Annotated in this window: 22 protein-coding genes and 1 tRNA gene; 11 read left to right on the top strand and 12 right to left on the bottom strand. The window is 50.7% G+C overall.

All coding sequences use genetic code 11. The features are described 5' to 3' along the window. Positions 1 to 196: 196 nt before the first annotated feature. The 3 genes from OEY64_06335 to OEY64_06325 form a co-directional block, all read right to left on the bottom strand. Positions 197 to 853: an SOS response-associated peptidase gene (locus tag OEY64_06335; protein ID MDH5542565.1), complete on the bottom strand. Its 657-nt coding sequence runs from the start codon at positions 851 to 853 to the stop codon at positions 197 to 199. A gap of 145 nt (positions 854 to 998) precedes the next feature. Next, entirely contained in the window at positions 999 to 1,955 is a 957-nt protein-coding gene (locus OEY64_06330; protein ID MDH5542564.1) for a 2-dehydropantoate 2-reductase, read from the bottom strand. A gap of 9 nt (positions 1,956 to 1,964) precedes the next feature. After that, complete coding sequence (locus OEY64_06325; GenBank protein ID MDH5542563.1) at positions 1,965 to 2,363, bottom strand: hypothetical protein; 399 nt, start codon at positions 2,361 to 2,363, stop codon at positions 1,965 to 1,967. A 204-nt stretch (positions 2,364 to 2,567) separates the two neighbouring features. On the opposite strand from OEY64_06325, the gene OEY64_06320 reads away from it, so the two are divergent. Then, positions 2,568 to 2,644 (top strand) — tRNA-Pro (locus tag OEY64_06320). A 420-nt stretch (positions 2,645 to 3,064) separates the two neighbouring features. Here OEY64_06320 and pssA read toward each other — a convergent pair. From pssA to ilvB, 5 genes are read right to left on the bottom strand one after another with little or no spacing between them, the layout of a single operon-like run. Further along, a complete protein-coding gene (gene pssA, locus OEY64_06315) occupies positions 3,065 to 3,847 on the bottom strand; it encodes a CDP-diacylglycerol--serine O-phosphatidyltransferase (protein MDH5542562.1) in 783 nt (260 codons plus the stop codon). Between the two features lie 29 nt (positions 3,848 to 3,876). Continuing rightward, positions 3,877 to 4,506, bottom strand: a complete 630-nt coding sequence (locus tag OEY64_06310; protein MDH5542561.1) for a phosphatidylserine decarboxylase family protein — start codon at positions 4,504 to 4,506, stop codon at positions 3,877 to 3,879. A gap of 7 nt (positions 4,507 to 4,513) precedes the next feature. Then, a complete protein-coding gene (gene ilvC, locus OEY64_06305; protein ID MDH5542560.1) occupies positions 4,514 to 5,533 on the bottom strand; it encodes a ketol-acid reductoisomerase in 1,020 nt (339 codons plus the stop codon). A gap of 2 nt (positions 5,534 to 5,535) precedes the next feature. Then, positions 5,536 to 6,090: an acetolactate synthase small subunit gene (gene ilvN, locus OEY64_06300; protein ID MDH5542559.1), complete on the bottom strand. Its 555-nt coding sequence runs from the start codon at positions 6,088 to 6,090 to the stop codon at positions 5,536 to 5,538. Between the two features lie 5 nt (positions 6,091 to 6,095). Continuing rightward, positions 6,096 to 7,793: a biosynthetic-type acetolactate synthase large subunit gene (ilvB, locus tag OEY64_06295; GenBank protein MDH5542558.1), complete on the bottom strand. Its 1,698-nt coding sequence runs from the start codon at positions 7,791 to 7,793 to the stop codon at positions 6,096 to 6,098. Between the two features lie 159 nt (positions 7,794 to 7,952). On the opposite strand from ilvB, the gene OEY64_06290 reads away from it, so the two are divergent. Next, positions 7,953 to 8,546, top strand: a complete 594-nt coding sequence (locus OEY64_06290) for a hypothetical protein (protein MDH5542557.1) — start codon at positions 7,953 to 7,955, stop codon at positions 8,544 to 8,546. Positions 8,547 to 8,616: 70 nt separating this feature from the next. On the opposite strand, the gene OEY64_06285 is transcribed toward OEY64_06290, so the two are convergent. Both OEY64_06285 and OEY64_06280 read right to left on the bottom strand, forming a co-directional pair. Beyond that, positions 8,617 to 9,537 (bottom strand): P1 family peptidase, encoded by a 921-nt coding sequence (locus OEY64_06285; protein MDH5542556.1) that lies wholly within the window; start codon positions 9,535 to 9,537, stop codon positions 8,617 to 8,619. A 2-nt stretch (positions 9,538 to 9,539) separates the two neighbouring features. Then, positions 9,540 to 10,712 carry a fused response regulator/phosphatase gene (locus tag OEY64_06280; GenBank protein ID MDH5542555.1) on the bottom strand — a complete coding sequence of 391 codons (1,173 nt, stop codon included), beginning with the start codon at positions 10,710 to 10,712 and terminating at the stop codon, positions 9,540 to 9,542. Between the two features lie 205 nt (positions 10,713 to 10,917). On the opposite strand from OEY64_06280, the gene OEY64_06275 reads away from it, so the two are divergent. Genes OEY64_06275 through radC form a run of 4 tightly spaced genes read left to right on the top strand, consistent with a single transcriptional unit; the run spans position 10,918 to position 15,720 of the window. Beyond that, positions 10,918 to 11,934: a thioredoxin domain-containing protein gene (locus OEY64_06275; GenBank protein MDH5542554.1), complete on the top strand. Its 1,017-nt coding sequence runs from the start codon at positions 10,918 to 10,920 to the stop codon at positions 11,932 to 11,934. Positions 11,935 to 11,960: 26 nt separating this feature from the next. After that, on the top strand, positions 11,961 to 14,111 hold the full coding sequence (locus OEY64_06270) for a UvrD-helicase domain-containing protein (GenBank protein ID MDH5542553.1): 2,151 nt from the start codon (positions 11,961 to 11,963) through the stop codon (positions 14,109 to 14,111). A gap of 8 nt (positions 14,112 to 14,119) precedes the next feature. Then, positions 14,120 to 14,971 (top strand): putative 4-hydroxybenzoate polyprenyltransferase, encoded by an 852-nt coding sequence (gene ubiA / locus OEY64_06265; protein MDH5542552.1) that lies wholly within the window; start codon positions 14,120 to 14,122, stop codon positions 14,969 to 14,971. Continuing rightward, positions 14,968 to 15,720 (top strand): DNA repair protein RadC, encoded by a 753-nt coding sequence (gene radC, locus OEY64_06260; GenBank protein ID MDH5542551.1) that lies wholly within the window; start codon positions 14,968 to 14,970, stop codon positions 15,718 to 15,720. Before ubiA ends, radC begins: the two co-directional genes overlap by 4 nt. 132 nt (positions 15,721 to 15,852) lie before the next feature. On the opposite strand, the gene OEY64_06255 is transcribed toward radC, so the two are convergent. Then, positions 15,853 to 17,148, bottom strand: a complete 1,296-nt coding sequence (locus tag OEY64_06255) for a citrate synthase (GenBank protein ID MDH5542550.1) — start codon at positions 17,146 to 17,148, stop codon at positions 15,853 to 15,855. 299 nt (positions 17,149 to 17,447) lie between these two features. On the opposite strand from OEY64_06255, the gene aroF reads away from it, so the two are divergent. The 5 genes from aroF (at position 17,448) to OEY64_06230 (ending at position 23,421) form a co-directional block, all read left to right on the top strand. Then, on the top strand, positions 17,448 to 18,467 hold the full coding sequence (gene aroF / locus OEY64_06250; GenBank protein MDH5542549.1) for a 3-deoxy-7-phosphoheptulonate synthase: 1,020 nt from the start codon (positions 17,448 to 17,450) through the stop codon (positions 18,465 to 18,467). A gap of 82 nt (positions 18,468 to 18,549) precedes the next feature. Further along, on the top strand, positions 18,550 to 20,442 hold the full coding sequence (locus tag OEY64_06245) for an ATP-dependent DNA helicase (GenBank protein ID MDH5542548.1): 1,893 nt from the start codon (positions 18,550 to 18,552) through the stop codon (positions 20,440 to 20,442). A 124-nt stretch (positions 20,443 to 20,566) separates the two neighbouring features. Beyond that, positions 20,567 to 21,430 carry an HDOD domain-containing protein gene (locus OEY64_06240; protein MDH5542547.1) on the top strand — a complete coding sequence of 288 codons (864 nt, stop codon included), beginning with the start codon at positions 20,567 to 20,569 and terminating at the stop codon, positions 21,428 to 21,430. Between the two features lie 96 nt (positions 21,431 to 21,526). Next, entirely contained in the window at positions 21,527 to 22,324 is a 798-nt protein-coding gene (locus OEY64_06235) for an MBL fold metallo-hydrolase (GenBank protein MDH5542546.1), read from the top strand. A 44-nt stretch (positions 22,325 to 22,368) separates the two neighbouring features. Further along, positions 22,369 to 23,421, top strand: a complete 1,053-nt coding sequence (locus OEY64_06230; protein ID MDH5542545.1) for a DUF502 domain-containing protein — start codon at positions 22,369 to 22,371, stop codon at positions 23,419 to 23,421. A 246-nt stretch (positions 23,422 to 23,667) separates the two neighbouring features. On the opposite strand, the gene OEY64_06225 is transcribed toward OEY64_06230, so the two are convergent. Further along, on the bottom strand, positions 23,668 to 23,838 hold the full coding sequence (locus tag OEY64_06225; protein ID MDH5542544.1) for a flagellar biosynthesis anti-sigma factor FlgM: 171 nt from the start codon (positions 23,836 to 23,838) through the stop codon (positions 23,668 to 23,670). Between the last annotated feature and the right edge of the window lie 220 nt (positions 23,839 to 24,058).

The following is a 24,058-nucleotide window of genomic DNA, read 5'->3' as shown; positions in this document are numbered from 1 at the left end:
ACGTCATTGCGAGCGCAGCGAAGCAATCTCTCCTCAAAAGCGCAGTAGAGTTTCACGTTGCGTAGATTGTCGGTATATTTATTTTGTCATCCCCGAGCAGACGGGGATCCAGTGTTCGTGAAAAAAAAGGTCTGGATTCCCGCCTTCGCGGGAATGACAACTGTATTGCGATGACTGATATTCCGCTATAGGTAAATCAAACCGGCGCAATGCAGGAGGGGTCGTCGTTCTTTGGGGAGTTTACATGTTTATCGACCCTGTACATCTCCATCATCTCCGTTGAGAAAGGACGAAAGAGAGCGTGGAGTTCGTCAGCCGTTGTTTTCATATCAAGCCATCTCCCGTAATCATCGTGCGAAAGTATTACCGGCATTCGTTCGTGAATACTCTTTACAAGTTCGTTGGCCGATGTTGTCAGAAGTGTGCAGGTTTCGAGATAGCCGTCCGGCCCCTCCCACGATTCCCATAGCCCGGCGATGCCGAACACATTTCTTCCCCGCATCCCGATGAAGTAGGGTTCCTTTTTCGCATCCACCTTCTGCCATTCGTAGAAACCGGTGGACGGGACGATGCACCGCCTCTTCTTGAATGCCGACCTGAATGACGGTTTTTCGGCGACCGTTTCTGAGCGCGCGTTTATCATCCTTACGCCAATGGTGGGATCTTTCGACCATGACGGGACAAGTCCCCACTTGAGGAGGGCGAGCTTTCTTTTCCCTTCGCTCTCACGAACGGCGGCGACAGTCTGCGTCGGGGCTATGTTGTATCGCGCTTCCGCTTCGAACGATTCGTCGAGCATGAACTCTTCGATAAGCTGTTCCGTGGTTGCCGTTTGGGTGAACCTTCCGCACATAACTACATAATACATCCTGTCGTGTCATGATTCGACAATTGCGAATGATAAATGCAAACCACCCCCGGCCCCTCCTTAAGCGCTTCCGCGCAAGGAAGGGATGGAAGCAGAAAGAACCATTCAGAAAATTTAAACTTAGAAGAAGCTAGGGGAAGCGTCGATGGATATCCGAGTAGATGGTTTTCGTCACCGGTGTGGGAACCGAAAGCTCTTCCCCTAGCCTGATTATGGTACCGCCGAAAAGGTCCCCTTCATTTTTCCCCCCTCCTGATTCGATATCCCTTTGATAGGAAGTTTTTGTTTCCGGCGGGAAGTTGTTTGCTTTTGCCAGTGATTCACCAATAATATTTTCAGGCAGGAGAATACCCTTCGCCTGCGCGATCACTTTAATTTCACCCATCACTTCAAGTACACTTCTCACCTGAGCATCATCCTTCATAAGTTCCCCGAGGGTGCAGCCAGATCGTGCAGTAACAAGGCCGAACGCCGCGATGAAAATGAATTTCCCCCATATGGCGGGATATGGGTCGTCCATCCAGCTGAAATCAATTTCGGCTTTCTTGAAGAAATCTATTGAGCTTTCCGGGATGAATTCCGGGTGTTGAGGATCCCTGCCGAAAAGGATCCTGCCGTTACCTCCGTTCTGTCTGATGATCCCGGGGGAATCAATATGCGTTCCGACGAATACGCAGGCAGGGAAGAGAATGCCGACGTTGATATGTGTCCTGATCCTCTCGTAGATGTCTACGCCGTTCAAAAGTGGAATTATCACCGTGTTTTCCTTCACCTTTTTCTTTAAGGCATTCATAGCTTCATCAAGTCCATAACTTTTTACGCAGAGGAGGATCAAGTCGGGGCATGGGATACTCTCTACGTCGTCGGTGGCAACTGTTGGTTTTCCGGTAAATGTGGCGGACGGGGTAACGAGGGAGAGTCCGCTGCGCCGGATAGCGTTTAGATGTTCTCCGCGCGCGATAAAGTATGTCTTTGGAAAACCGTTTTGATTTTTGAGGGCGCTGCTGAGTATCTTTCCTCCAAAATAACCCCCGACTCCGCCGACACCGTAGATGCAGAGATTTTCAATATTATTGGCGGAGGTCATCAGGCGGAATTACTTTTCTCCGTTCAATTCCGTTATTGCTATTGCAAGAGTGTCGAGCGCCTCTTCTAGCGAGCGATAGCATTTATCGTAATTTTTCTGGCTGGCGTAGAGGCCGGCATCGTTTACCATTACTTCAACCCTGTCCGCAATCTCATTAGGTACATCGCCATGCGCGTTTTTAAAAAGGCGTTTTTGTTCTCTCAATATATCGGTGAGCATGCCGCTGACCCTGTTGTACCCATGTATCCCTCCACCCTCACGTGCGAGGATCTCCCTTATTTCGATCTCTCCAGGAATTGCCTTTCCGGTATGGCGCTCATGTTTCGGGGCGTGGCTTACGGAAGTATAGAGTGATGCCATTGATACAGCCGCGATTATTGCACCGATTAAAATATGTTTACTGTTCATCTGTCTCTCCAAGGGTATTGTCCAAGCGTATTAAAGCCTGTCGGTTTAGGCAAGAGAAATGTTTTTCAATATTTGAATCCTTATTTGAGTCTCGTATATTGAAAAATTTTCTGTTTTGACAACCAGCATATTTTCTCGAAGCTCTAATTGGAAAAAGCGGAATACCATGAGTATCCCGCTTTATGCTAGAATTGGCTACCTAGTCGGGATGTGGCTCAGTCTGGTAGAGTACTCGCTTCGGGAGCGAGGGGTCGGAGGTTCAAATCCTCTCATCCCGACCATAAACTGATTCGATGAAGTCCCACAATTCCATCAAGCTGAAAAGATTGATATCTGAACCGAGAGGATTTGAAGCGTACTGCCGGGCCGACCGAACAAGGAGGGCAAATTGACAGGAAGTCAATTTAGGCAGGGAGTCGGGGTCGCTGGAGCGGCAACACGATGTTGCCGCGAGAGTGACAAATCCTCTCATCCCGACCATAAACTGATTCGATGAAGTCCCACAATTCCATCAAGCTGAAAAGATTGATATCTGAACCGAGAGGATTTGAAGCGTACTGCTCCTCTCACCGGCAAGATGAAGAGATATTTCCCAGAGACAACGGTCTTACACCTGGCAAGAGAACCTGACGGGTTTTACCGATTGAGTGTTGAGCTAGGGGAGAGGGTAGTGCGGCACGTCCCAGGTGGGGACGACGAGATCATATATGAGAGATCGGCTCTTCTTCCTCGTAGTTTTTCTTGAACCACCTGCGATAGATCCAGTCGACCGGGCCGGAAGAGACATAGATAACCGCCATGACGAAGAGCATCAGCTCCGGTATTGTGGCGATAACATATATGAATAGAATCGTCGAGACCAGGAACCGGAACGGCCTCCTTTTGCTGAATCCAAGCTTCTTAAATGAGATGTAGCGGATGTTGCTGACCATGAGGAACGCGAGCATGTAAACGGTGGCAACGATTATCATTGGATGCACTTTTTCGATCACAAGGAAATCCTTTGTGAGTATGACAAGCGTTGCGATGAATCCCGCCGCCGCCGGTATAGGGAGGCCGAGGAACTTGTCGTCAAGCGTCCCGGTGGAAGCGTGGGTATTGAAACGGGCGAGGCGGAGCGCGCCGCATATCGCGTATAGGAATGCCGCCATCCAGCCTACTCGGCCATAGGGTTGCAGAACCCACGAGTAGGCGAGGAATGCCGGAGCGATACCGAAGGCCATAAGGTCGGACATCGAATCGTACTGCATTCCAAATTCTGAGGTCGTATTTGTCATCCGGGCTACCTTGCCGTCGAGGAAATCGCAGAGGCCGGCAAAGATGATGGCCCATGCGGCGTAGTAGTAGTTTTCGTTGAACACCGCGATCAGGGCGTAGAAGCCGCTGAAAAAGCCCATCGTGGTGATTAGCGACGGGAGGAGATAGACACCCTTTTTCAGCCTGTTGCCGAGTTTGGGTGAATCGGTTTCCTGTAATTCATCCATATCAGCTAGATTTTACACCAAAAAGGTGGTTATTTCGCAAGAATTGCGATGGTGGATATCCCGCCCTGAACCTTGTCCTTCAGCTTTACCTTTACTTCGGCGGTTGAAGGGAAGATTACATCCATACGGGAGCCGAACCTCATAAGGCCGAACCTTTCCCCTTTTGCGACGGTATCCCCAACGTTGGTACTGCATACTATCCGCCTCGCAATCAGGCCGACAATCTGTTTGATTGTCACTTTCCCATAGGGGGTGTCGATGACTACCACGGTGCGGGAATTCTCTTCCGAGGCCATATGGTTGAAAGCGGCGAGGAACTTGCCATTAATGAACTCTTTCTTTATCACCTTGCCCGCTATAGGGTAGCGGTTTATGTGGACATTGAAAATGGAGAGAAATATCGAAACTCTGGTTTTCTTCTCCCCGGTTGAATCGTCCAGCCAGTCGTGATCTATCCTTACGATGGTTCCGTCGGCTGGGGAGACGATGCCGTTTGCGTCCTGCGGGATTTCTCTCTCCGGATCGCGGAAGAAGAACATAACGAATAACGCGAGGGCGATAAATACGAGGCTCGCACCCCTGTATCCGGTTGCGTAAACGATCCCGCCCCCAAGAAGGAGCGGGATAACAAACATCCATGCGTCGCTTGCAATTTTCATTGTTTGATCAGTCCTGGATCTTTTTGCCGATCCATGGCATCATTCCGCGCAGTTTCTCGCCTACGATCTCTATTTTGTGGTTGGCGTCCTTTTTGAGGAGTGCGTTGAATACCGGCTTGTTCGCCTGATTTTCGAGGATGAACTCCCTTGCGAACTCCCCTTTTTGGATTTCGCCGAGGATCTTCTTCATCTCTTTTCTGGTTTCGTCGGTAATTACCCTCGGTCCGCGGGTAACGTCGCCGTATTTCGCGGTATCGGAGATGGAGTAACGCATGTTGGCTATTCCCCCCTCGAAGATAAGGTCGACGATAAGCTTCATTTCATGAAGGCACTCGAAGTAGGCTACTTCAGGCTGGTATCCGGCTTCTGTAAGTGTGTCGAATCCCGCTCTGATAAGCTCGGAAACACCGCCGCAAAGAACGGCCTGTTCTCCGAAGAGGTCGGTTTCAGTCTCTTCCTTGAAGGTTGTTTCGAGCACGCCGGCGCGCGCACCACCGATACCGAGGGCATACGCGAGCGCGATATCCTTCGTGTCGCCGGACGCGTCCTGGTGAACCGCGATGAGGCATGGGACACCCCCACCTTCAGTATATTGCCTCCGCACAAGGTGGCCTGGCCCTTTGGGGGCGATCATGAATACGTTTGTGTTTTCAGGGGCGATTATCTGCCCGAAGTGGATGTTGAACCCGTGGGCAAAAGCGAGCGAATCACCCTTTTTCAGGTTGGGAGCAATCTCCTCCCTATAGACTTTTGCCTGCGTCTGATCCGGTACGAGAATCATGATGACCTGGGCCGCCTTGGCCGCCTCCGATACAGGCATTGATTTCAGGCCGGCCTTTTTAGCCGCCTCGTTGAACTTGCTTTCAGGTCTAAGACCTACAACTACATCAATGCCGCTATCCTTTAGGTTCATCGCGTGGGCGTGTCCCTGTGAGCCAAAACCGATTATCGCGACAGTTTTGCCCTTTAGGTGTTTCAGGTTTGCGTCCTTCTCGTAATAGATCACCGCTTTACTATCTTCACTCATGCTTATACTCCTCCCGGGCCTTTCCCTTTTCCAGTTTCCTTGTTTTTCTCAGCCTTTGCTGAAACTTTAGTGCTCATTATTTTTCCGCCTCTCGAGAGCGCGATCTTTCCGGTCCTCGCCACTTCTACGAGACCGAGCGGCTTTATCATTTCCAGAAACGCCTCTATCTTGCTTTCAGAGCCGGTGACTTCCAGCGTGTATGTTTTCGGCGAAACGTCAACAATGCGTCCCCGGAATATATCGGTCATCCGGAGTATCTCCGCGCGGTTTTTCTCCTCGGCGTTGACCTTCACGAGCATAAGCTCCCTGTCTACGTAGTCCTCGGCGGTCACGTCGCGCACCTTGATAACGTCGATCAGCTTGTTGAGCTGTTTGTTTATCTGCTCGATTATCTTTTCGTCGCCACGGGTGACGATGGTCATCCTGGAGACGCCGCTATCCTCTGTCTCGCCGACAGTGAGGGATTCGATGTTGAAACCCCTGCCGGAGAAAAGGCCCGCTATGCGCGCGAGGACGCCGGATGTATTCTCAACCAGAACTGAAATCGTATGTCTCATAATCCTCAGGCCAACATGATATCTTTGATTGTTTTTCCTGCCGGTACCATCGGGAAAACGTTTTCCTCCGGATCTACAATGAAATCCATCAATACCGGTTTCTTTACCGCAAGCGCCTCTTTTATGACCGGGTCGACGTCGGACGGTTTTTCCGCCCTGAGGCCGACCGCGCCGTAGCTCTCCGCCAGCTTAACGAAGTCGGGATAGCTCGGCATTATCGAGGACGAATATCGCTCGTTGAAGAAAAACTTCTGCCACTGGCGAACCATGCCGAGCGAATTGTTGTTAAGTATTGCGACTTTCGTATTAAGTCCGTTCTCGATAGCGGTGCCGAGCTCCTGAATGTTCATCTGGATGCTTCCGTCCCCCGCGATGTCTATTACGAGCCTGTCCGGGAATGCCGCCTGCGCGCCGAGCGCCGCCGGAAATCCGAAGCCCATCGTCCCAAGCCCGCCGGAAGTAATGAAGGTGCGGGGATTCTGGAAGTTGATGAACTGGGCCGCCCACATCTGTGATTGTCCGACCTCGGTTGTGTAGATCGGGTCCTGCTTCCTTGTCAGCTCGTCGATCCGCTCAATGACGTACTGCGGCTTGATCTTCGTATCCGATTTTTCATATTTGAGCGGATGCGCGTTTTTCCACCCTTCAATTGCCTTCAGCCACTCGGCATGTTTGCCGATCCAATCGGTCTTCTCCTTCTTGACGTGGGCGTTCAGTTTTTTAAGAACGTCGCCAAGGTCGCCAACGACAGGTATGTCTACGGCGACGTTTTTACCTATCGAGCCGGGGTCTATATCAACATGGATTATCTTCGCGTTTGGCGCGAACTCATCCAGTTTCCCCGTAACCCTGTCGTCGAAACGGGAGCCAAGGGAGATGATAAGATCCGACTGGTGCATAACCATGTTCGCGGTATACGTGCCGTGCATTCCAAGCATGCCGAGCGAAAGGGAGTTGTCGCTTGGAAAGGCGCCCATCGCCATCAGAGTGGTGGTTACCGGAATATGCGTAGCGGTGGCTATCGAGAAAAGCTCCTTGCTTCCGTTCGCGCTGATAAGGCCTCCGCCGATGTAAAAGACCGGCTTTTTGGCTTCCCGCATGGCGGTGAACGCTTTTTTTACCTGCGCCGGGTGCCCCTCTACGTTCGGGTTGTAGCTCCTTATGGAGACGCTTTTCGGGTATTCAAACGGCACGGCTTCGCCAAGGATATCTTTCGGGAGGTCGATAACAACCGGTCCCGGCTTGCCAGTGGTTGCGATATAGAACGCCTTTTTGATGGTCATTGCAAGGTCGTTCGTATCCCTCACGAGGAAGGAGTGCTTTGTGCACGGCCTTGTAATACCTATTATGTCGGCTTCCTGGAAGGCGTCGTTCCCTATGAGGGATACGTTTACCTGTCCCGTGAAAACAATTATCGGGATGGAATCCATGTAGGCGTTTGCGATACCTGTTACGGTATTCGTGGCGCCCGGGCCGCTGGTGACGAGGCAAACCCCGCACTTTCCCGTCGCGCGGGAGTATCCGTCGGCCATATGTACGGCACCCTGCTCATGGCGGACGCGGTAATGGCGCAGTTTGGAATCGTATAGTACGTCGTACAATGGGAGAACGGCGCCGCCAGGATAGCCGAAAATCATTTCGACACCTTCCGCGAGGAGGCTTTCCACAAATATCTGAGCGCCGGTCAATTTGCCTTGTTTCACAAAGATTTCCTTAAAAATTGAATTAAATACTATATCGTCACCGTCAAAACAAAGTCAATGTTCAACAGGCTGTTTCCCGTCTCTTTTTTTAATGGAGTCAAATCGATATTTTCATTAAAAGGGTCGTGCCATGTATAAAAAGTTGGTAAAATCGGTTGCATGACTGATATTCCCGATATGGACGACTTGGAGGATAGTTACTTCAATATTCTCGATGAGGATGAGCGGGCGTTGGCCAAAGCCCTCCTGAAAGAGAGCCTGATAACTGAAGAGATCCTCCAGAAATTCGTAGATTTCAAAATTTCCCGCGATGAAACAGGAAAGACCTATCTTGGAGAAGTCCTTATAAACATGGGGATGATAAAGGACGGCGACGTGGAGGAGTACATGAAGGAGCATGACATCCAGCATCTTGAGTTCCTGGAGACACTCGCTAATGAGGGTTATATCCTCCCCGAAAAGCTGGTGGAATTCAGGGATGTGCACGACACAATGGAAGTCTCCGTTGTATCGCTCCTTGATGAGCTCGACATAATGACGAAGGATCACTTCATGAAGCTGTTCAACAACAGGTTTCGCGGATTCAAACTGGGGGAATGGCTGGTGCTGAAAAAGAAAATAACGGAAGACGACCTGGATAAAGCCAGAAGGGTGCAGAAGGTGAACGGGCTGGCGGATTACCTTGAGCTGAACAATTACTGCTCAAACGACGTTCTGGCTAAAGTAAAGGAGAAGATGCTCTCCGCAACCTAAGCACCTTGTAAAATCTCCCCTCCTTGCGCGTCAGCGCCTATGGAGGGGCGCAGGGGTGGTTAGCGCTCCCCTAAACAGCTACGGCTTTTAAAATCCCTTCAGCGGTAATATCGGCCGCGAAACCGCAGAGCAGATTGATATCCCTCTTTTTCCTCCCGGTACTTGCCACAAAAAGGGTGTCGCCGTCGTACATCGTATGGGAAGGGTATACGGCGCGCGCAATTCCGTCGTGCGCCGCCATGGCGATCCTTTTCGCCTCGCTCTTTGTCAGATTTGCGTCGGTGACAATCGCCCCTATGATCGTGTTCCCCATCGGGGAGGGGGCCGCCCCTTTGGCAGAGAAAGGGATTATGTTTCCGCTCTTATCCTTTGCCCCCGATACGGAGATGCCGCTCGCAGGGTCGACCACATTTCCGTAGGAGTTGACCACTATAACGATACCGAGATTTAGATTTCCGAATTTTCGGACGATAGCCGAGAGCCCGCCGGAGGAGGGGAGATGTCTGTCTGACCATTTTCCAACGGTCGCCCCTGTGCCTCCACCTATCTGTCCGGAGGCGGGGGTGTCGTAACCGGCTCCTTCGCACGCGCGGTAACCATCATTTGATGACGGGAAGGATTTTTTCCCGATCCCCCGGTCGTAGATAACGGCGCCGGGTACTATCGGCACGTTATCATCCCTCACACGGAATCCTCTCCCTTTTTCATGGAGATAGCGCATTACGCCGTCAGCCGAGGCGAGGCCGAACGCGCTCCCGCCCGTAAGGAGTATTGCGTCCACGCCGTTTACCAGCGCGGTTGGGTCCAGCGAATCGGTCTCTCTTGTGCCGGGGGCGGCCCCTGTGATGGATACCCCGCATACGGCAGGTTTGTCGAATATGAGGACGGTACATCCGGTTCTTTCGGCCTTTAGCGTTTGATGTCCGATCTTGGTGCCGAGGATATCAAAGGAGACCATGCCGGGCTTTTGTAAAGGAATTTTCCGCGGCATTTTCAGAGGAGTTCAATGGCGACGACCGCGATGTCGTCCAGGTCGCTCTTTCCGTCCCAGAAACCTTGAACGGTGGAGATGATTCCGTCCGATATCTCCTTTGCGGAACCGGCTCTCTTGCTGTGGACATATTCGCTTAATCTATTAAGGCCATACATTTCACCTGCGGCGTTTCGAACTTCAAAGACGCCGTCGCTGAAAAAGACCAGCTTGTCCCCCTTTTCAAACGGAATCGTATCTTCGCCGAACTTTGCTTCCGACTCGTCGAAAATGCCGATTATCGTACCGGTGTTTTTCAGCGTTATCGGTTCCTTCAGCCTATCAGAAACGATATAGGGAGAGGGGTGTCCCGCGGTGATATATGTGAGTTGTCTTGTATTAAAGTCGGCGATGCCGAAAAAGAGAGTGATGAAATGGCTCTCCGGTATCATTGTCAGCAGTTTGGCGTTGAGCCTTTTTGCAAGCTCGGATGGAGAGGGGAAATCAGCGCTTTCGGTATTCATCAGCGCCTTTGCCAGCGCCATGATAAGGGCCGCCGCCGGGCCGTGCCCGGTTACGTCGGCGAGCATGAATGCCACGCGCTTCTCGCCGTAGCGGAGAAAGTCATAGATATCCCCGCCGATGGACGTCGCGGCAAGATAGTGCGCCTCTATATTGCACTCCTTGAACTGGGCAATGAACTCCTTTGAAGGGAGGAACTGCCTCTGAACAGCTTCCGCCATCTTTAGTTCGTTCTTCATCTGCTCTTTCTGCGCGGTGACCTGCGCGAGCAGTTCACGGTTGTCGTCATGCAGATGCTTGATCCTCAGCATGGCCTTTACCCTTGCCAGGAGTTCCTCGTCGTCGAAAGGTTTTGTGAGGTATTCGACTGCACCTTCGCCCAGTCCCCGTATTACGTCTTCAGCCTCCCTTTTTTTCGCGGTGATGAGAATGATCGGAATATGAGCAGATTCCTGCCTGTTGCGGATATGCCTGCTCGCTTCAAAGCCGTCCATCTCCGGCATCATGACGTCCATAAGGATAAGGTCGACCTTGTTCTGCTTTACAGATTCGACAGCCTCAATGCCGTTTGAGGCCGAAAGGGTTTTGAAATTCTGTCCCTGCATTATCAGGTCAAGAAGGTAGAGGTTGTCAGGGCTGTCGTCTACCATCAGTATCGTTGAAATTCTAGGCATGCCACCACTCACAAAAGGGATAATCCGTTATTTTTAATATTCAGTCTAACATTTTAACGGTAAATAGGCGTAGAGTGTAACTCCAAATAAAAAATTTTGTTAGAATGCTATGCGTAACCATTGGCGGCATTTTATCAAGGGCTGTTTCGGAGACGTTGCCTGGCGCAGGCGCCGTTTCCTTTTTTAAAAAAGAAGGAGTGCGAAGTTGGAAAATAAATCATGGGGAACACGTCTTTTTTATATCTTCTGCACGGTAGGCATAATCGCTTCAATTCTAACCGAGCTTGAAAAGGTGTCGCCAGCGGTGAGGGCGATTTGCGGAGGCGATACCGGCGGGTGCGCCCAGGTTGGCGAATCGGAGTATTCGAGGCTGTTTGGAATTCCACTTGGAATATGGGGGCTCCTTTCTTACGGTGTCTGGATATTCCTTTATCGTTCAAAACAGGGGTGGTCGATGCTTTTCGGTGCCATCCTTATGGGTGCGGAGTTCTATTTCCTGTTTGTCATGGTATCGGTGCTAAATACGGTGTGCCCACTCTGTCTGCTCCAGTTTTCCGCGGTTCTCGCGAACAATGTTCTCCTATTCGCAACTGTCAATCCGCCTCCGGGGGTATTGAATGCCAGCGAGAAATTCCGCGCCGCCGGTCTTGGCATAATTCTGGTCTCGTTCCTGGCCTTTTTCGTGCCCCACAAGATGGCGGAAGGTTCAATCGCCGTAAAAGTGGACACCTTGACAAGCTGGGGGGATCCTTCTACCGGTTACAGGTTGGAGATATTTTCAGATTATGAATGCGGTCACTGTAAAAAATACGATGAGGCAATAAAGGATGTTATCGCCAATTATCCGCAGATCCAGATAGTGTTCAGGGATTACATAATCGGCGGCCACAAACTCTCTCCTATGGCGATCTCGTATGCCGGCTCGGTGGCGTATTACGAAGGTAAGGAGATGTATTTGAAGGCGAGGTTTGAAACATTCGACAACCAGAAGGATCTATTCAGCTATTTGCGCCCCCGCTTTGAAGCGATAAAGGATGACGAGGTCATGAAAGCCGCCGTTAAGGACAAGCTTTCTGCCGATTTCAAGGAGGCTAAAAGGCACGGCGTAAGGAGTACGCCGACGACAGTGCTGATAGCAAAAGGGAAAATAGTAAAGAAATTTTCCGGGTCAAAGACATATGCCCAATTGAAGCCCGAGCTTGATGCGCTCCTCGCGAAATAGCGATGTTGCGGATGGATAACTAAACGATGAGCGGAACTGTCATCTCCCTGAACGAAAGACAGCAGGAGGCGGTGGAGCATGGCGAAGGCCCCGCCCTGATAATTGCGGGAGCGGGCTCCGGCAAAACAAGGGTCATCACCGCGCGTGTCGTACGGCTTATAACTTCCGGCGTTGCTCCATGGTCCATCCTCTGCGTCACCTTCACGAACAAGGCGGCAAAGGAGATGAGGGACAGGATATCGGGGATGCTTGGAATAAATACCGCAGGGCTGTGGATATCCACTTTCCACGCTTCGTGCCTGCGAATCATCAAGGAAGATTTCCGGCACCTCGGCTACTCCGCAATGCCTGCGGTTTTCGACGCGTCAGATCAGAAATCGCTCGTAAAGTCGATCATCAAGGGGATGGGGAAGACCGACGCAGAACTCCCCGCCTCACGGGTGCTTTCCATGATAAGCAGGTTCAAGAACGAAATGAAAGGGCCGGACCAGATGGCCGAGGAACTTCTTGGCCCTGATTCACTTTCGATAGCGGAAGCGTACAGGCAGTACAGCAACGAGCTGAAAAGGAACAACGCGGTCGATTTCGACGACCTCCTCTGGCATGTGATAAAGCTTTTCCAATCCCAGCCGGAAGTGCTTGCGAAATACAGAGCCCTCTTCCAGTACATAATGGTAGACGAGTTCCAGGATACGAACCTCGTGCAGTACAAAATAATCAAACTCCTCGGAGGGGAACACAGGAACGTTTTTGTGGTCGGCGATGACGACCAGTCCATATACAGGTGGCGCGGAGCAAGGATAGGGAACCTCCTCGGGTTCGAAAAGGATTTCCCCGGCTGTATCGTAGTAAAGCTGGAAGAGAACTACCGCTCATCCGGCAACATCCTTAAGGCGGGAGGGGAACTCGTAAAGGGTATCGAAGGGAGAAAAGAGAAGAGCCTCTTTACCAGCAAGGACAAGGGGGAGAAGATAGCCCTCTATTCCGCATCAAGCGAAGTCGACGAAGCGAACTATATAGCAGGGGAGATTGCCGGTATGGTGAGGAGAGGGGAAGCGGTGTACGGCGATTTTGCCGTTTTCTACCGCACGAACGCCCAATCCCGCGTGATAGAGGAGTGCTTCAGCCGACAGTACGTCCCTTACAGGATCTACGGCGGTCAAAAGTTCTACAACAGAAAAGAGATCAAGGATATCCTTGCCTATTTCCGCGTGGCGGTGAATGAGATGGAAGAGGTAAGCTTTCTGAGAGCGGTCGCCATGCCGACCCGCGGGATCGGCCCCGCAACACTTGAAAAACTGAAAAGCTACGCGAATGAAAAGGGGATACCGCTTACGGCGGCTTCGACAGCCCCTGATAACGGAATTTCGGGCGCGGCAAAAACCAAGCTCGCCGATTTTGGAGCGCTCATCCTCGAAATAAGGAAGAGGGCGGCGTCGGACCCGGCGGCGGATGTGATAGAGATGGCGCTCGACAGGAGCGGAATTATCACCGCACTGCTCGCCAAGAGGACGGCGCAGGACAACGCCCGCGTCGAAAATCTCAAGGAGCTTGCGGGCGCGCCGCACAAGGAGGAGACGCTTGTCGATTTCCTCGAGCGGATATCGCTTCTTGCCGAAGCGGATAACGTGGAAGAGTCCGCCGATTACACTTCGCTTATGACGCTTCATGTATCGAAGGGTCTGGAGTTCCCCTATGTCTTCATCGCGGGGATGGAGGAGAACCTTCTCCCGCACTTCAACTCCACGGAGAGTATGGAAGAGCTGGACGAGGAGAGGAGGCTTTGCTATGTAGGGATAACCAGGGCGATGAAAAAGCTTTATCTCACGCACGCAACGGTGAGGAGGATATACGGACAGCTCAGCACGAACAGGCCTTCGCCGTTTCTCGACGATATACCGGCGGATATTATCGACAGCCAGGTGGCGGCATACACGACGAGCATCCCGATAAGGGAAAAACCGGCAAGGGGATATTCCTCCGCTTCATCCGAGCCTTCCTATGTGAACGTTACCGACAATATTTTCGGAGTGGGCAAACAGGTGGTGCACAACATCTTCGGCAAAGGGATAGTGAAAAAGTGCGAAGGTGCCGGTGACGAGATGAAGCTGACGATAATTTTCCGCGAGGCGGGTGTAAAGAAACTTAAAAGCAGGTTCGTAAAGCCTGCGGCCTGAAAGGGGATATGAAAAATCTTTTGCATTTATTGAAGGATATAAAGGTGGAGCATACGCTCTTCGCGATGCCGTTTGCGGTGATGTCCGCCTTCATTGCCGCCGGGGGTATGCCGGGAGCAAGAGAGCTCCTCCTCCTCATGCTTGCGCTCTTTTTCGCGCGGAGCGCGGCGATGGCGTTCAACAGGCTGTCGGACGCCAGCTTCGATAGCACCAATCCGAGAACGAAAAACCGCCCGCTCGCATCGGGAACGGGCGACAGGGCGGTCTACGTTCTATTCGTCGTCGGAACTTCCGCGGCGTTCATCGTCACATGCATGTATATCAACTTCCTTGCGTTCAAGCTCTCTCCCTTCGCGCTTGCGATAATTTTCTTCTACTCGTTTACTAAGCGGTTCACGCCGTATTCCCATTTCTTCCTCGGCCTCGCCCTTTCTCTCTCGCCTATTGGGGCGTGGGTGGCCATCAAGGGGGAGTTTTCGGCGGAGTCGCTCCTCCTTGGCGGGGCCGTAATATTCTGGCTCGTGGGGCTAGACATCATCTACTCCTGCCAGGATTACGATCACGATAAGGAGGAGGGGCTGAATTCCATCCCTACGCGTTTCGGGATAAAAAAGGCGCTCGCCATATCGTCGGCGGCGCATCTACTTATGATCATCTTTCTTGTAGTCCTTTACATGGTATCGGACGGACTTGGAACGGTCTACCAGGTCGGCGTATTCCTCACGGCGTCGCTCCTCTGGTATCAGCATCACATAGTCAGCCCAGACGATCTGAAAAGGGTAAACATAGCGTTCTTCAACGTGAACGGGATCATATCGGTGGGGCTGATGCTCTTCGTGATAACGGATACCCTTGTATGAGCGGGAAGCCGGGCGAGAGCGACGGCAAGGACCCCAGGGAAGGGCATCGCGCCCGTCTGCGAAAAAAGTTCCTCGATTTCGGGCTTGAAAAATTCACCGACGAGGAGATAGTGGAGCTTCTCCTTACGCTTGCCACGCCGAGGCGCGACTGCAAACAGCAGGCGAGGGAAGCGATGAAGCGGTTCGGCTCCCTGCGAAACGTCCTTGAGGCGGATATCGAGGAACTGCGGAAGGTCGACGGCATTGGGGATACGAACGCGTTCGGCATAAAACTCATCCATCAGGTCTCCAGAAAATTCCTCCGTGAAAGGATGCTCGCGAAAGACGCTCTCAATTCGTCGGATGAAGTGTTCGACTACCTCGACCATTCAATGCGGGGATTGCCGCATGAAGTTTTCAGGATAATCTACCTGAACGCCTCAAACGCGATAGTGGATGAGGAGGAGATAGCAACCGGAACGGCGACGGAGGTACCGGTAACCCCTCAACAGATAGTCGAGCGGGCCGTGAAAAAGGGGGCGGTGAAGATCATGCTGGCGCACAACCACCCCGGAGGGATGGCCGACCCGTCGGAAGAGGACAAGGATATTACGAGGGAGGTTGTATTCATATGCGGAACGATGAAGCTGAGGCTTGTGGAGCATCTCATTATTGCGCCGAATGACCACTTCAGCTTCTCGAAGGAGGGGATGATAGCCGAGTATGAAGAGCAGTTCCGCAAGTTCCAGAAGAAGGGTTTTGGTTACTGAATATCATCTCGTATTTTTCAGTTTTCGACCGCGGCATCTATTAGCAGGAATTTCATTGTTTTAAATGTGGAAATCCCCTCCTTATGCGCAGTCGCGCAAGGAGGGGAGAAGTAAAAAGCAGAGTGTTTCCCGCTACTTCCTTTTTCCTATCGGTGTGTATGAGCGCTTGGCGGCGCCGACGTAATTCTGTCTCGGCCTCCCGATGGTCCGTTTCGGGTCGCTTATCATCTCTTCCCACTGCGCCATCCAGCCGACCATCCGCCCCATGGCAAAAATGACGGTGAACATGTTTACCGGTATGTTTATCGCCCTGTATGTGACGCCGGAATAGAAGTCGACGTTCGGAAAGAGTTTCCTCTCCACGAAATATTCATCCTTCAGCGCGATCTCCTCGAGTTTCATGGCAATTTCGAGTTGCGGATCGTTTCCGTCGCTCTTTTCGATGATCTTTCTCGACATGCTCTTTATCAGTTTCGCGCGCGGGTCGTAGTTCTTATAAACCCTGTGCCCGAATCCCATCAGGCGGAACGGATCGTCCTTGTCTTTCGCTTTTGCTATGAAGTGGGGGATGCGGTCGGGGGTGCCTATCTCCGCGAGCATGTTCACCACCGCTTCGTTCGCCCCGCCGTGTGCCGGGCCCCAGAGCGCGCCGACGCCGGCCGATGCCGCCGCGAACGGATTCGCTTCCGATGAGCCGGCGAGCCTTACGGTTGATGTGGATGCGTTTTGCTCATGGTCGGCGTGAAGTATCAGTATCAGGTCGAGCGCCTTGGCATGGAGTTCGTCGACTTTGTAATCTTCCGCAGGAACGGAGAACATCATATGGAGGAAGTTTTCAGCGTAGCCGAGTTTATTCTTTGGATAGACGATAGGCTGTCCGATTGAATACTTGTATGCCGCCGCCGCTATGGTGGGGGCTTTTGCTATGAGCCTGTGGGCCGAGATCTCCTGGTGGCGCGGATTGTTTATCTCAAGTGAGTCGTGATAGAAGGAGCTGAGCGCGCCTACCATCCCGACCATGATCGCCATCGGGTGGGCGTCGCGTCTGAATCCGGAGAGAAAAGTTTTGAAACCTTCGTGAACCATCGAGTGATGGAGGATAATATCGACGAATTTGTTGTACTCCTTTTCGGTAGGGAGTTCGCCGTATAGGAGGAGGTAGCAGACCTCGAGATAATTGCTTTTCTCGGCAAGTTCCTCTATCGGATAACCCCTGTAAAGGAGTATCCCCGCTTCGCCGTCGATGTATGTGATCTTGCTTTCACAGCTGGCAGTGGACTTGAATCCGGGATCAAATGTGAAAAGTCCCATCTTCGGGTACAAATTTCGGATATCGAACACGTCCGGCCCATGCGTCCCCTTGAGAAGGGGGAATTCCTCGCTCTGTCCTGTAGCGTTATTAGTGATCGTTACGGTATCTTTTCCCATAGCTCTACCCTCACAAATAGATTTGTTTAAACATAAAACGGAAGACCTGGTGCCAATGGTTTTTGTCCACCTCCATTTTAATATGTAATCAGTTGTTTACCTAACCAAGATTGATTGTATGAGAGGATGCTTCCGCCTGTTTTATTCCATGTGAACCGGTTTTTTAATGGTTTTTAACGTATTGAGCGGCAATTATCGGTTTTTAACGAAAAATGGCTAATACAGATTGCTTAAATTCTGAATTTTTAATATCTTGTCTTATTGATTTAAAACTGTGAATTTAGGAGCATGGCAAAAATATGATAGTAGTGATGAAACCCGGTTCCCCCAAGGAAGCGGTGGAAGAGGTAGTAAAGCTTATCAAGGAAGTAGGGTACACGCCCCACATTATCGCGGGTGAGATCCAGACAGTAATTGCCGCCATTGGGGACGGCAGGGAGAAATCCCGAATTGAATCGATGGAATCGTTAAAACATGTTGAGAAGGTAGTGCCGATTTTGAAACCGTATAAATTGACCTCCAGAGAGACTATTTCCGGCGATTCGGTTATAGAGGTGGATGGCGCGGCCATTGGTGGAAAGAGGCTGTCAGTGATGGCAGGCCCATGTTCCGTTGAAGGTGAAGAGCAGATAATCGGTATAGCCCAGGCGGTGAAGGAAGCCGGCGCGACCATTCTGCGCGGCGGCGCGTTTAAACCTCGAACCTCCCCATACTCCTTCCAGGGGATGGCGGAAGATGGGTTGAAGCTGCTTGCAAAGGCGAGAGAGGCAACCGGCCTCCCTATCGTCACCGAGGTATTAAATCCTCGCGATCTCGACCTGGTTTACAAATATTCAGATATCCTGCAAATCGGAGCGAGGAACATGCAGAACTTCTCGCTTCTCAAGGATGTCGGCAAGATGGATAAACCGGTGCTCCTGAAAAGGGGGTTGAGCAGTACGATCGACGAATTCCTCATGTCCGCGGAGTATATCCTCGCGGAGGGGAACAGGCGCGTTATCCTTTGTGAAAGGGGGATAAGGACGTTTGAGACCGCTACCAGGAACACCCTCGACCTTAGCTGTGTACCGGTCATAAAGGAGAGGACGCATCTCCCGATAATTATCGATCCATCCCATGGCGCGGGGTACTGGCAGTATGTAACCTCGCTCTCAAGGGCGGCGGTTGCGGTAGGGGCCGATGGCCTGATGATCGAGGTGCATGACAGGCCCGAAGTGGCATTTTCGGACGGGGCGCAGTCCCTTAAACCGAAAAAATTCGCCGCGCTCATGAAGGAAATAGAGCCGATAGCCAAGGCTGTCGGAAGAACAGTCAGATAAATATTTTTGGGGCAGGGGAATACCTGCCCCGTTTTTCGCATAGCTGATATGTGGCTTCAAACCTCTTTTCCGCGGTAAATACTTGGAAATTTCAAATCTCTTCGGTCCGGACGGCGTACTGGCGGGGAGCCTCGACGATTATGAATATCGCCCCGAACAGCTGAAAATGGCCGAAGCGGTTGCCGCATCGATCGACTCGGCGCAAAACCTTGTGGTTGAAGCGGGGACCGGCACCGGTAAAACTTTGGCGTACCTGGTTCCTGCCATCCTCTCCCGCAGACAGGTAGTAGTTTCTACCGGTACGAAAAACCTTCAGGAGCAGATATTCTTCAAGGATATCCCGTTCCTCAGAAAACATCTCGGCGTAAAATTTTCTGCCGTAATGATGAAAGGGCGTTCAAACTACCTCTGCCCCTTAAGGATGCAGAAATTTACCCAGCGCCCCATCTTCAGGGATGGCCGGGAAGCTAAGATGCTTGATGAAATATTCAGGTGGATGAAGGTCACCAAGACGGGTGACAGGTCGGAGTTGGCGGACCTCCCCGAAGATAGCCAGTTGTGGAACCAGATATGCTCCAATCCCGATTTCTGCGGTTCGCAAAAGTGCCCCCGCGCAACCGAATGTTATATCGGCGCTCTTAGGAAGGAGGCCGAGGCATCACAGATAATCGTGGTAAATCATCATCTCTTTTTCGCCGACCTTGCCATAAGGGGGCGCAGCGGGAACGGGGTATTGCCCGATTACGAGGTGGCGATTTTCGACGAGGCCCACCAGGTCGAGGAGATAGCGTCCAACTATTTCGGTTTTTCCGTAAGCAATTTCCGCTTCGAAGAGCTTGTGCGTGACGCTGTCAGGGAACTCGACCAGTCTCCGCTTACCCCCGCGGAGAAGCAGGAATTCACCAGAGATCTGGACAACCTCGATACACGCTCGAAAAGCTTTTTTCACGCGTTTGAAACGGAAAGGGAGCGGCGTTTCGGCCTGGCCAACATTGATATGGAGCCGGAAGCGGCAGATATACTCGTCTCATCCCTTTCCGCCATTGAGGAGAAGTTTTCGGGGCTCGAAGCGTTGACCGACGAGATAAGAAACATTGCCCACCGTTTCAGAACCATTGCTGAAGACCTCAAAGCGATCCTGAAAATGGATGACAAGGAGTACATCTTCTGGGGTGAGGTGAGGGGGAGGGGTATATTCCTGAACGCCTCCAGCATTGAAGTTTCAGACATAATGAAGGGGCACCTTTACAGCAAAAGCATTTCGGTATTTACGTCGGCCACACTCGCTTCGGCAGGGGATTTCAGCTATATAGTTTCAAGGCTGGGGCTTGATGATGCCGAGACCCTCGCCCTGGCCACGCCGTTTGACTACGCAAGCCAGGCAAAGGTTTACCTCCCCGATATGCCAGACCCGAACAGCAAGGAGTTTCTGGAGGCTTTGGCGGATGAATCACTAAGGCTTATACAGCTGGTGAAGGGGAGGACACTGTTTCTCTTCACCTCGTTCAAGAATATGCGTGAGACAAGAAAGCGCCTCCACGGGAAAATGGAATATACGGTGCTTATGCAGGGGGACGCACCAAAACATCTGCTCCTTGAAGAGTTCAAGCTGGATGTGGGGTCGGTGCTTTTTGCCACTTCGAGTTTCTGGCAGGGTGTCGACGTGAGGGGGGAAGCTTTAAGTTGCGTAATTATAGACAGATTGCCTTTTGCGTCCCCAGGAGACCCGATAATGGCCGCCCGCATAGACAGGGTAAGGGAAAAAGGGGGGAATCCCTTTATAGATTATCAGGTGCCATACGCCGTATTGGCTCTGAAACAGGGGCTTGGGAGGCTGATCCGGCACCGAAATGATAAAGGGATAATGATGATCGCCGATAACCGGATGGTTACAAAAAGTTACGGGAAAAGTTTTATTGATTCACTCCCCCCGGCTCCCCTTGTCCGTAAATTTGAAAGTCTTGACTGGAAGTAATAACATTATGAATCCCGCTTTTCCGAAAATTTGGGGTTTCACTTAAAAATTCAATATAATACATATGTTAACTAGAAATATTGCCAATTGAACAGCAGGGGGGGCTTAACCGCCAGGATTACCAATGGAGAGAGCTACAAAAAGGGAAGAGATAGTCAAACATATTGACCAGATACCTGCGTTCAATGCGACAGTATCGAAGGTGATACAGCTGTCCAACGACCCGAATTCCCAGCCGAAAGATTTTATCCATACTATAAGTATCGACCCGAGCCTGACTGCGAAAATATTGAGGCTCATAAGTTCAGCCTACTTTGGCGTGCCCACCAAGGTGGTATCCCTTAGCAGGGCGGTCGTCATGCTTGGAATAAATACCGTTAAAAATGTGGCGATCAGCTATTCAATGATCTCGTCGGTAAAAATGAGGAACGATTTCGTCTGGTTTACCAGCGACCAGTTCTGGGAGCATTCCCTGGCGTGTGCCGTAGCCTCAAAGATGATTGCTGCTGAATTGGGGATTCCAGTGCAGGCCAGGGAGGAGTATTTTATTGCCGGTCTTCTGCACGATATCGGTAAAATTATATTTGTCCAGCATTTTCCGGATGCATACGCCAAGATACTCGATCCAGAGAACCGGAAGGGGGAGTTGAGAAGCCAGTTGGAGATCGAGGAGTTCGGCCTTTCCCATGCCGAGCTGGGGAGTTTGATGGCAAAAAAATGGAGGCTACCCGACCTGCTATCGGATACAATTGCGGGGCATCATAAACTTGCGCTTTCCGGTGACAGTTACGATAGAATAAAAGCCGCGGTTCACATTGCGGATTATGTCTGCAATGAGATGAAGCTGGGAATAGAAAACAATGTGGAAATGGAAGATTTGGATACTAGGGCCTATGAGGTTCTTGGGAAAAATGAAGAGGAAATAAGAGAACTTTTTGCCGACCTTCGAGACACTGTGGAAGAAGCGAAGGTTTTTTTAACACATTAACAATCGAGACAAATGAATCTAAGATTTTGGGGAACACGGGGTTCGATACCGACGCCAGGCCCGAAGACTGTGCACTTCGGGGGGAACACTTCCTGCTTGGAGATATTTGACGCTGGCGAGCCGCAGATAATACTCGATGCCGGCACGGGCATCCGGGGGCTGGGCCATGACCTTCTCACCAACCGAAAGGATCAAAAGGATATCCATATTTTCTTTTCGCACACTCACTGGGATCACATACAGGGTTTGCCGTTCTTCGTCCCTCTGCTTATCAAGGGGTACAATATTCATATCTACGGGCCGGTCCACTATGAAAAATCACTCGAGGAGATTCTGGATAGGCAGATGGAATATACCTATTTCCCCGTCAGGGTTTCGGAACTTTCATCCAATATCGTTTACCATGAACTTAAGGAAGAAGAGTTTGAAATTGGCGGATATAAGGTAAAAACGAAGTATCTTAACCATCCGGTTCTCTGCCTTGGGTACCGCTTTGAGAAGCTAGGCAAGTCCATTGTTTACTGCACGGATCATGAGCCTTATTACAACTACCTTGGGGAGACGGAAAACCGTGAAGAGATGGAGCGGATCATCAAGGAGCAGAATACCCATCTGGAAAACTTCGTACGGAATGCCACTCTCCTTGTCATGGATTCGCAGTACACGCCGGAAGAGTATGTGAACAAGGTCGGCTGGGGGCATAGCTCCACCAAGCATACAATGGATCTTGTTTTGGCAACCGGCGTAAAGAGAGTTGCGCTTTCACATCATGACCCAGACAGAACCGACGAGGATGAAAAACGTATAATCTCGAATTTGCAGGTACACCTTAACGACTCCAAGGAGCTTACGGAAATATTCGGGTCGCGAGAAGGCCTGCTTGTTGAAGTATGACACTTTTTGTTGCCGCCTGAAATGCCTGGCGCAAGGAACCTGTTATGTTTTCAAAAGCTAAACACAGTATAAGAAATATCTTCTTTGCCGGACTGCTGGTAACTTTGCCTCTGGCAATTACAATATTCTTCCTCCGTTTCCTTTTTATACGCATTGACGCAATCTTGGGGCCGGCAATAAATGAATTGCTGGTTAAAACAGGGCTTATTCAGCATACGGTATTCCTGATTCCCGGAATCGGGCTTGTGGCGCTGATAATCATAATTTTCGTTGTTGGGCTCCTCACCAAGAATATTATCGGAAGCACGTTCGTCAAGCTGTACGAAGGGGTGCTGGTGAAGATACCGATATTCAAGAATATCTATGTCGGCGCGAAACAAGTGCTAGAAACATTTGGAAACTCGCTCGGCTCGTCGTTTAACAAGGTCGTGATGATTGAATATCCGAGGGAAGGGATTTACGCGCTGGCATTTATAACCGGCGAATCGAAAGGGGAGGTCAAAACCGTCGTAGACAAGGAGATGGTAAACGTGTTTTTACCGACAACCCCGAACCCGACATCTGGTTTCTTTCTCCTTATCCCGAAGACGCAGATAACGGAACTTGAGATGACAGTTGAAGAGGGGATAAAGATGATCATCTCAGGGGGGCTGGTAACGCCGCCGGATCCGGGATTGGCAAAAAAACCGGTGACAGGGTGGGACGGCCACGAAAGAAGGGTTAATAGCAGGGAGAGAAGGAGGAACAGACTGTTCACGAATAAGATATTAAAAGCGCCGGTATCACTGCAGGAGATGACGTCAATGAGCTTCGGTCATGAAGGAATTATCAAAATAGTCGCCGATATAAAAACCAGAAAGGTCGCGGCGGGGGCAAAATGGCACAGCGAGTCCAGAGATATTCTCGTAGCGGACGGTTCCAGGGCCGAAGATTGCTGGGGCGCAAAGATCAATGTGGAGGATGGCACAATAGCCTATGAGTCCCAGATAAACAAGGGGAGACCGGGAGCAGGTAACCTGTCGGAAATTGTCGACCAGAAAATCCGGGAAGAGGTCAGCCAGCTTGCAAGGCAATATTTCCCTGAACTCCCTGCGTGATCAACTCCGGTTCATAACAGGATCGAACCTCTTCTTCAGGTTCAGTTTTCAGGATCACTGGCTGGAAAGGCGATAGTATCGCAAGGCATATCTCATTAACCTGTTTTTGAATCGTGCTATGGAATTCATTGAGTAGTGTACCGAGTATGTGCCGAGCACAAAGATAAGGAAGGTCGCTTTATAAACCGGTTTTAAGTCCATAATCCAAATAACCTTTCAAAACCATTCCCTAAAGGGAATAAAAGATCAAACTTTCAGCTTGGTTCTAATTACGGTATTTTTTGAATTAAACAGCTCGTCGGCCATTTTGGCGGCGATTTCCATCGACTTTACCTCATAATTCTTCTCGTTTATCGCTTTGCGATATTTTTTTATGAGATCAGTCCTTATACCATCCGTGGCAGTTACCTTATTCACAACACTTCCTATTCGCTAAATTTCCCTAAACGCGATTTTCTGCTATTCCTACTATCGGATGCCGAATCTTATTTCATTAGGGGGAAACAAAAAAAATCATCATTTTTTTTTATCGTCATAATCCGGGATTGATAAAAGGTGTATTTTCGGAAAATCCAAAATATATTGTTTTAAATGTAAAATGGCCTATAAATAAAGGTATTAGCTTCAAAAACCGAAA

This window comes from Nitrospinota bacterium, assembly GCA_029881495.1.
In the GTDB taxonomy this organism is placed as follows: domain Bacteria; phylum Nitrospinota_A; class UBA7883; order JACRGQ01; family JACRGQ01; genus JAOUMJ01.
Note: the sequence above shows the minus strand (reverse complement) of the source record. Positions and strands in the feature narration are given on the sequence as shown.

Bases quoted from the DNA above. Each gene is read 5' to 3' on its own strand.
- OEY64_06335 (MDH5542565.1), bottom strand. From the start codon at position 853: ATGTGCGGAAGGTTCACCCAAACGGCAACCACGGAACAGCTTATCGAA.
- OEY64_06330 (MDH5542564.1), bottom strand. From the start codon at position 1,955: ATGACCTCCGCCAATAATATTGAAAATCTCTGCATCTACGGTGTCGGC.
- OEY64_06325 (MDH5542563.1), bottom strand. From the start codon at position 2,363: ATGAACAGTAAACATATTTTAATCGGTGCAATAATCGCGGCTGTATCA.
- pssA (MDH5542562.1), bottom strand. From the start codon at position 3,847: ATGGATGAATTACAGGAAACCGATTCACCCAAACTCGGCAACAGGCTG.
- OEY64_06310 (MDH5542561.1), bottom strand. From the start codon at position 4,506: ATGAAAATTGCAAGCGACGCATGGATGTTTGTTATCCCGCTCCTTCTT.
- ilvC (MDH5542560.1), bottom strand. From the start codon at position 5,533: ATGAGTGAAGATAGTAAAGCGGTGATCTATTACGAGAAGGACGCAAAC.
- ilvN (MDH5542559.1), bottom strand. From the start codon at position 6,090: ATGAGACATACGATTTCAGTTCTGGTTGAGAATACATCCGGCGTCCTC.
- OEY64_06290 (MDH5542557.1), top strand. From the start codon at position 7,953: ATGACTGATATTCCCGATATGGACGACTTGGAGGATAGTTACTTCAAT.
- OEY64_06285 (MDH5542556.1), bottom strand. From the start codon at position 9,537: ATGCCGCGGAAAATTCCTTTACAAAAGCCCGGCATGGTCTCCTTTGAT.
- OEY64_06280 (MDH5542555.1), bottom strand. From the start codon at position 10,712: ATGCCTAGAATTTCAACGATACTGATGGTAGACGACAGCCCTGACAAC.
- OEY64_06270 (MDH5542553.1), top strand. From the start codon at position 11,961: ATGAGCGGAACTGTCATCTCCCTGAACGAAAGACAGCAGGAGGCGGTG.
- ubiA (MDH5542552.1), top strand. From the start codon at position 14,120: ATGAAAAATCTTTTGCATTTATTGAAGGATATAAAGGTGGAGCATACG.
- radC (MDH5542551.1), top strand. From the start codon at position 14,968: ATGAGCGGGAAGCCGGGCGAGAGCGACGGCAAGGACCCCAGGGAAGGG.
- OEY64_06255 (MDH5542550.1), bottom strand. From the start codon at position 17,148: ATGGGAAAAGATACCGTAACGATCACTAATAACGCTACAGGACAGAGC.
- aroF (MDH5542549.1), top strand. From the start codon at position 17,448: ATGATAGTAGTGATGAAACCCGGTTCCCCCAAGGAAGCGGTGGAAGAG.
- OEY64_06240 (MDH5542547.1), top strand. From the start codon at position 20,567: ATGGAGAGAGCTACAAAAAGGGAAGAGATAGTCAAACATATTGACCAG.
- OEY64_06230 (MDH5542545.1), top strand. From the start codon at position 22,369: ATGTTTTCAAAAGCTAAACACAGTATAAGAAATATCTTCTTTGCCGGA.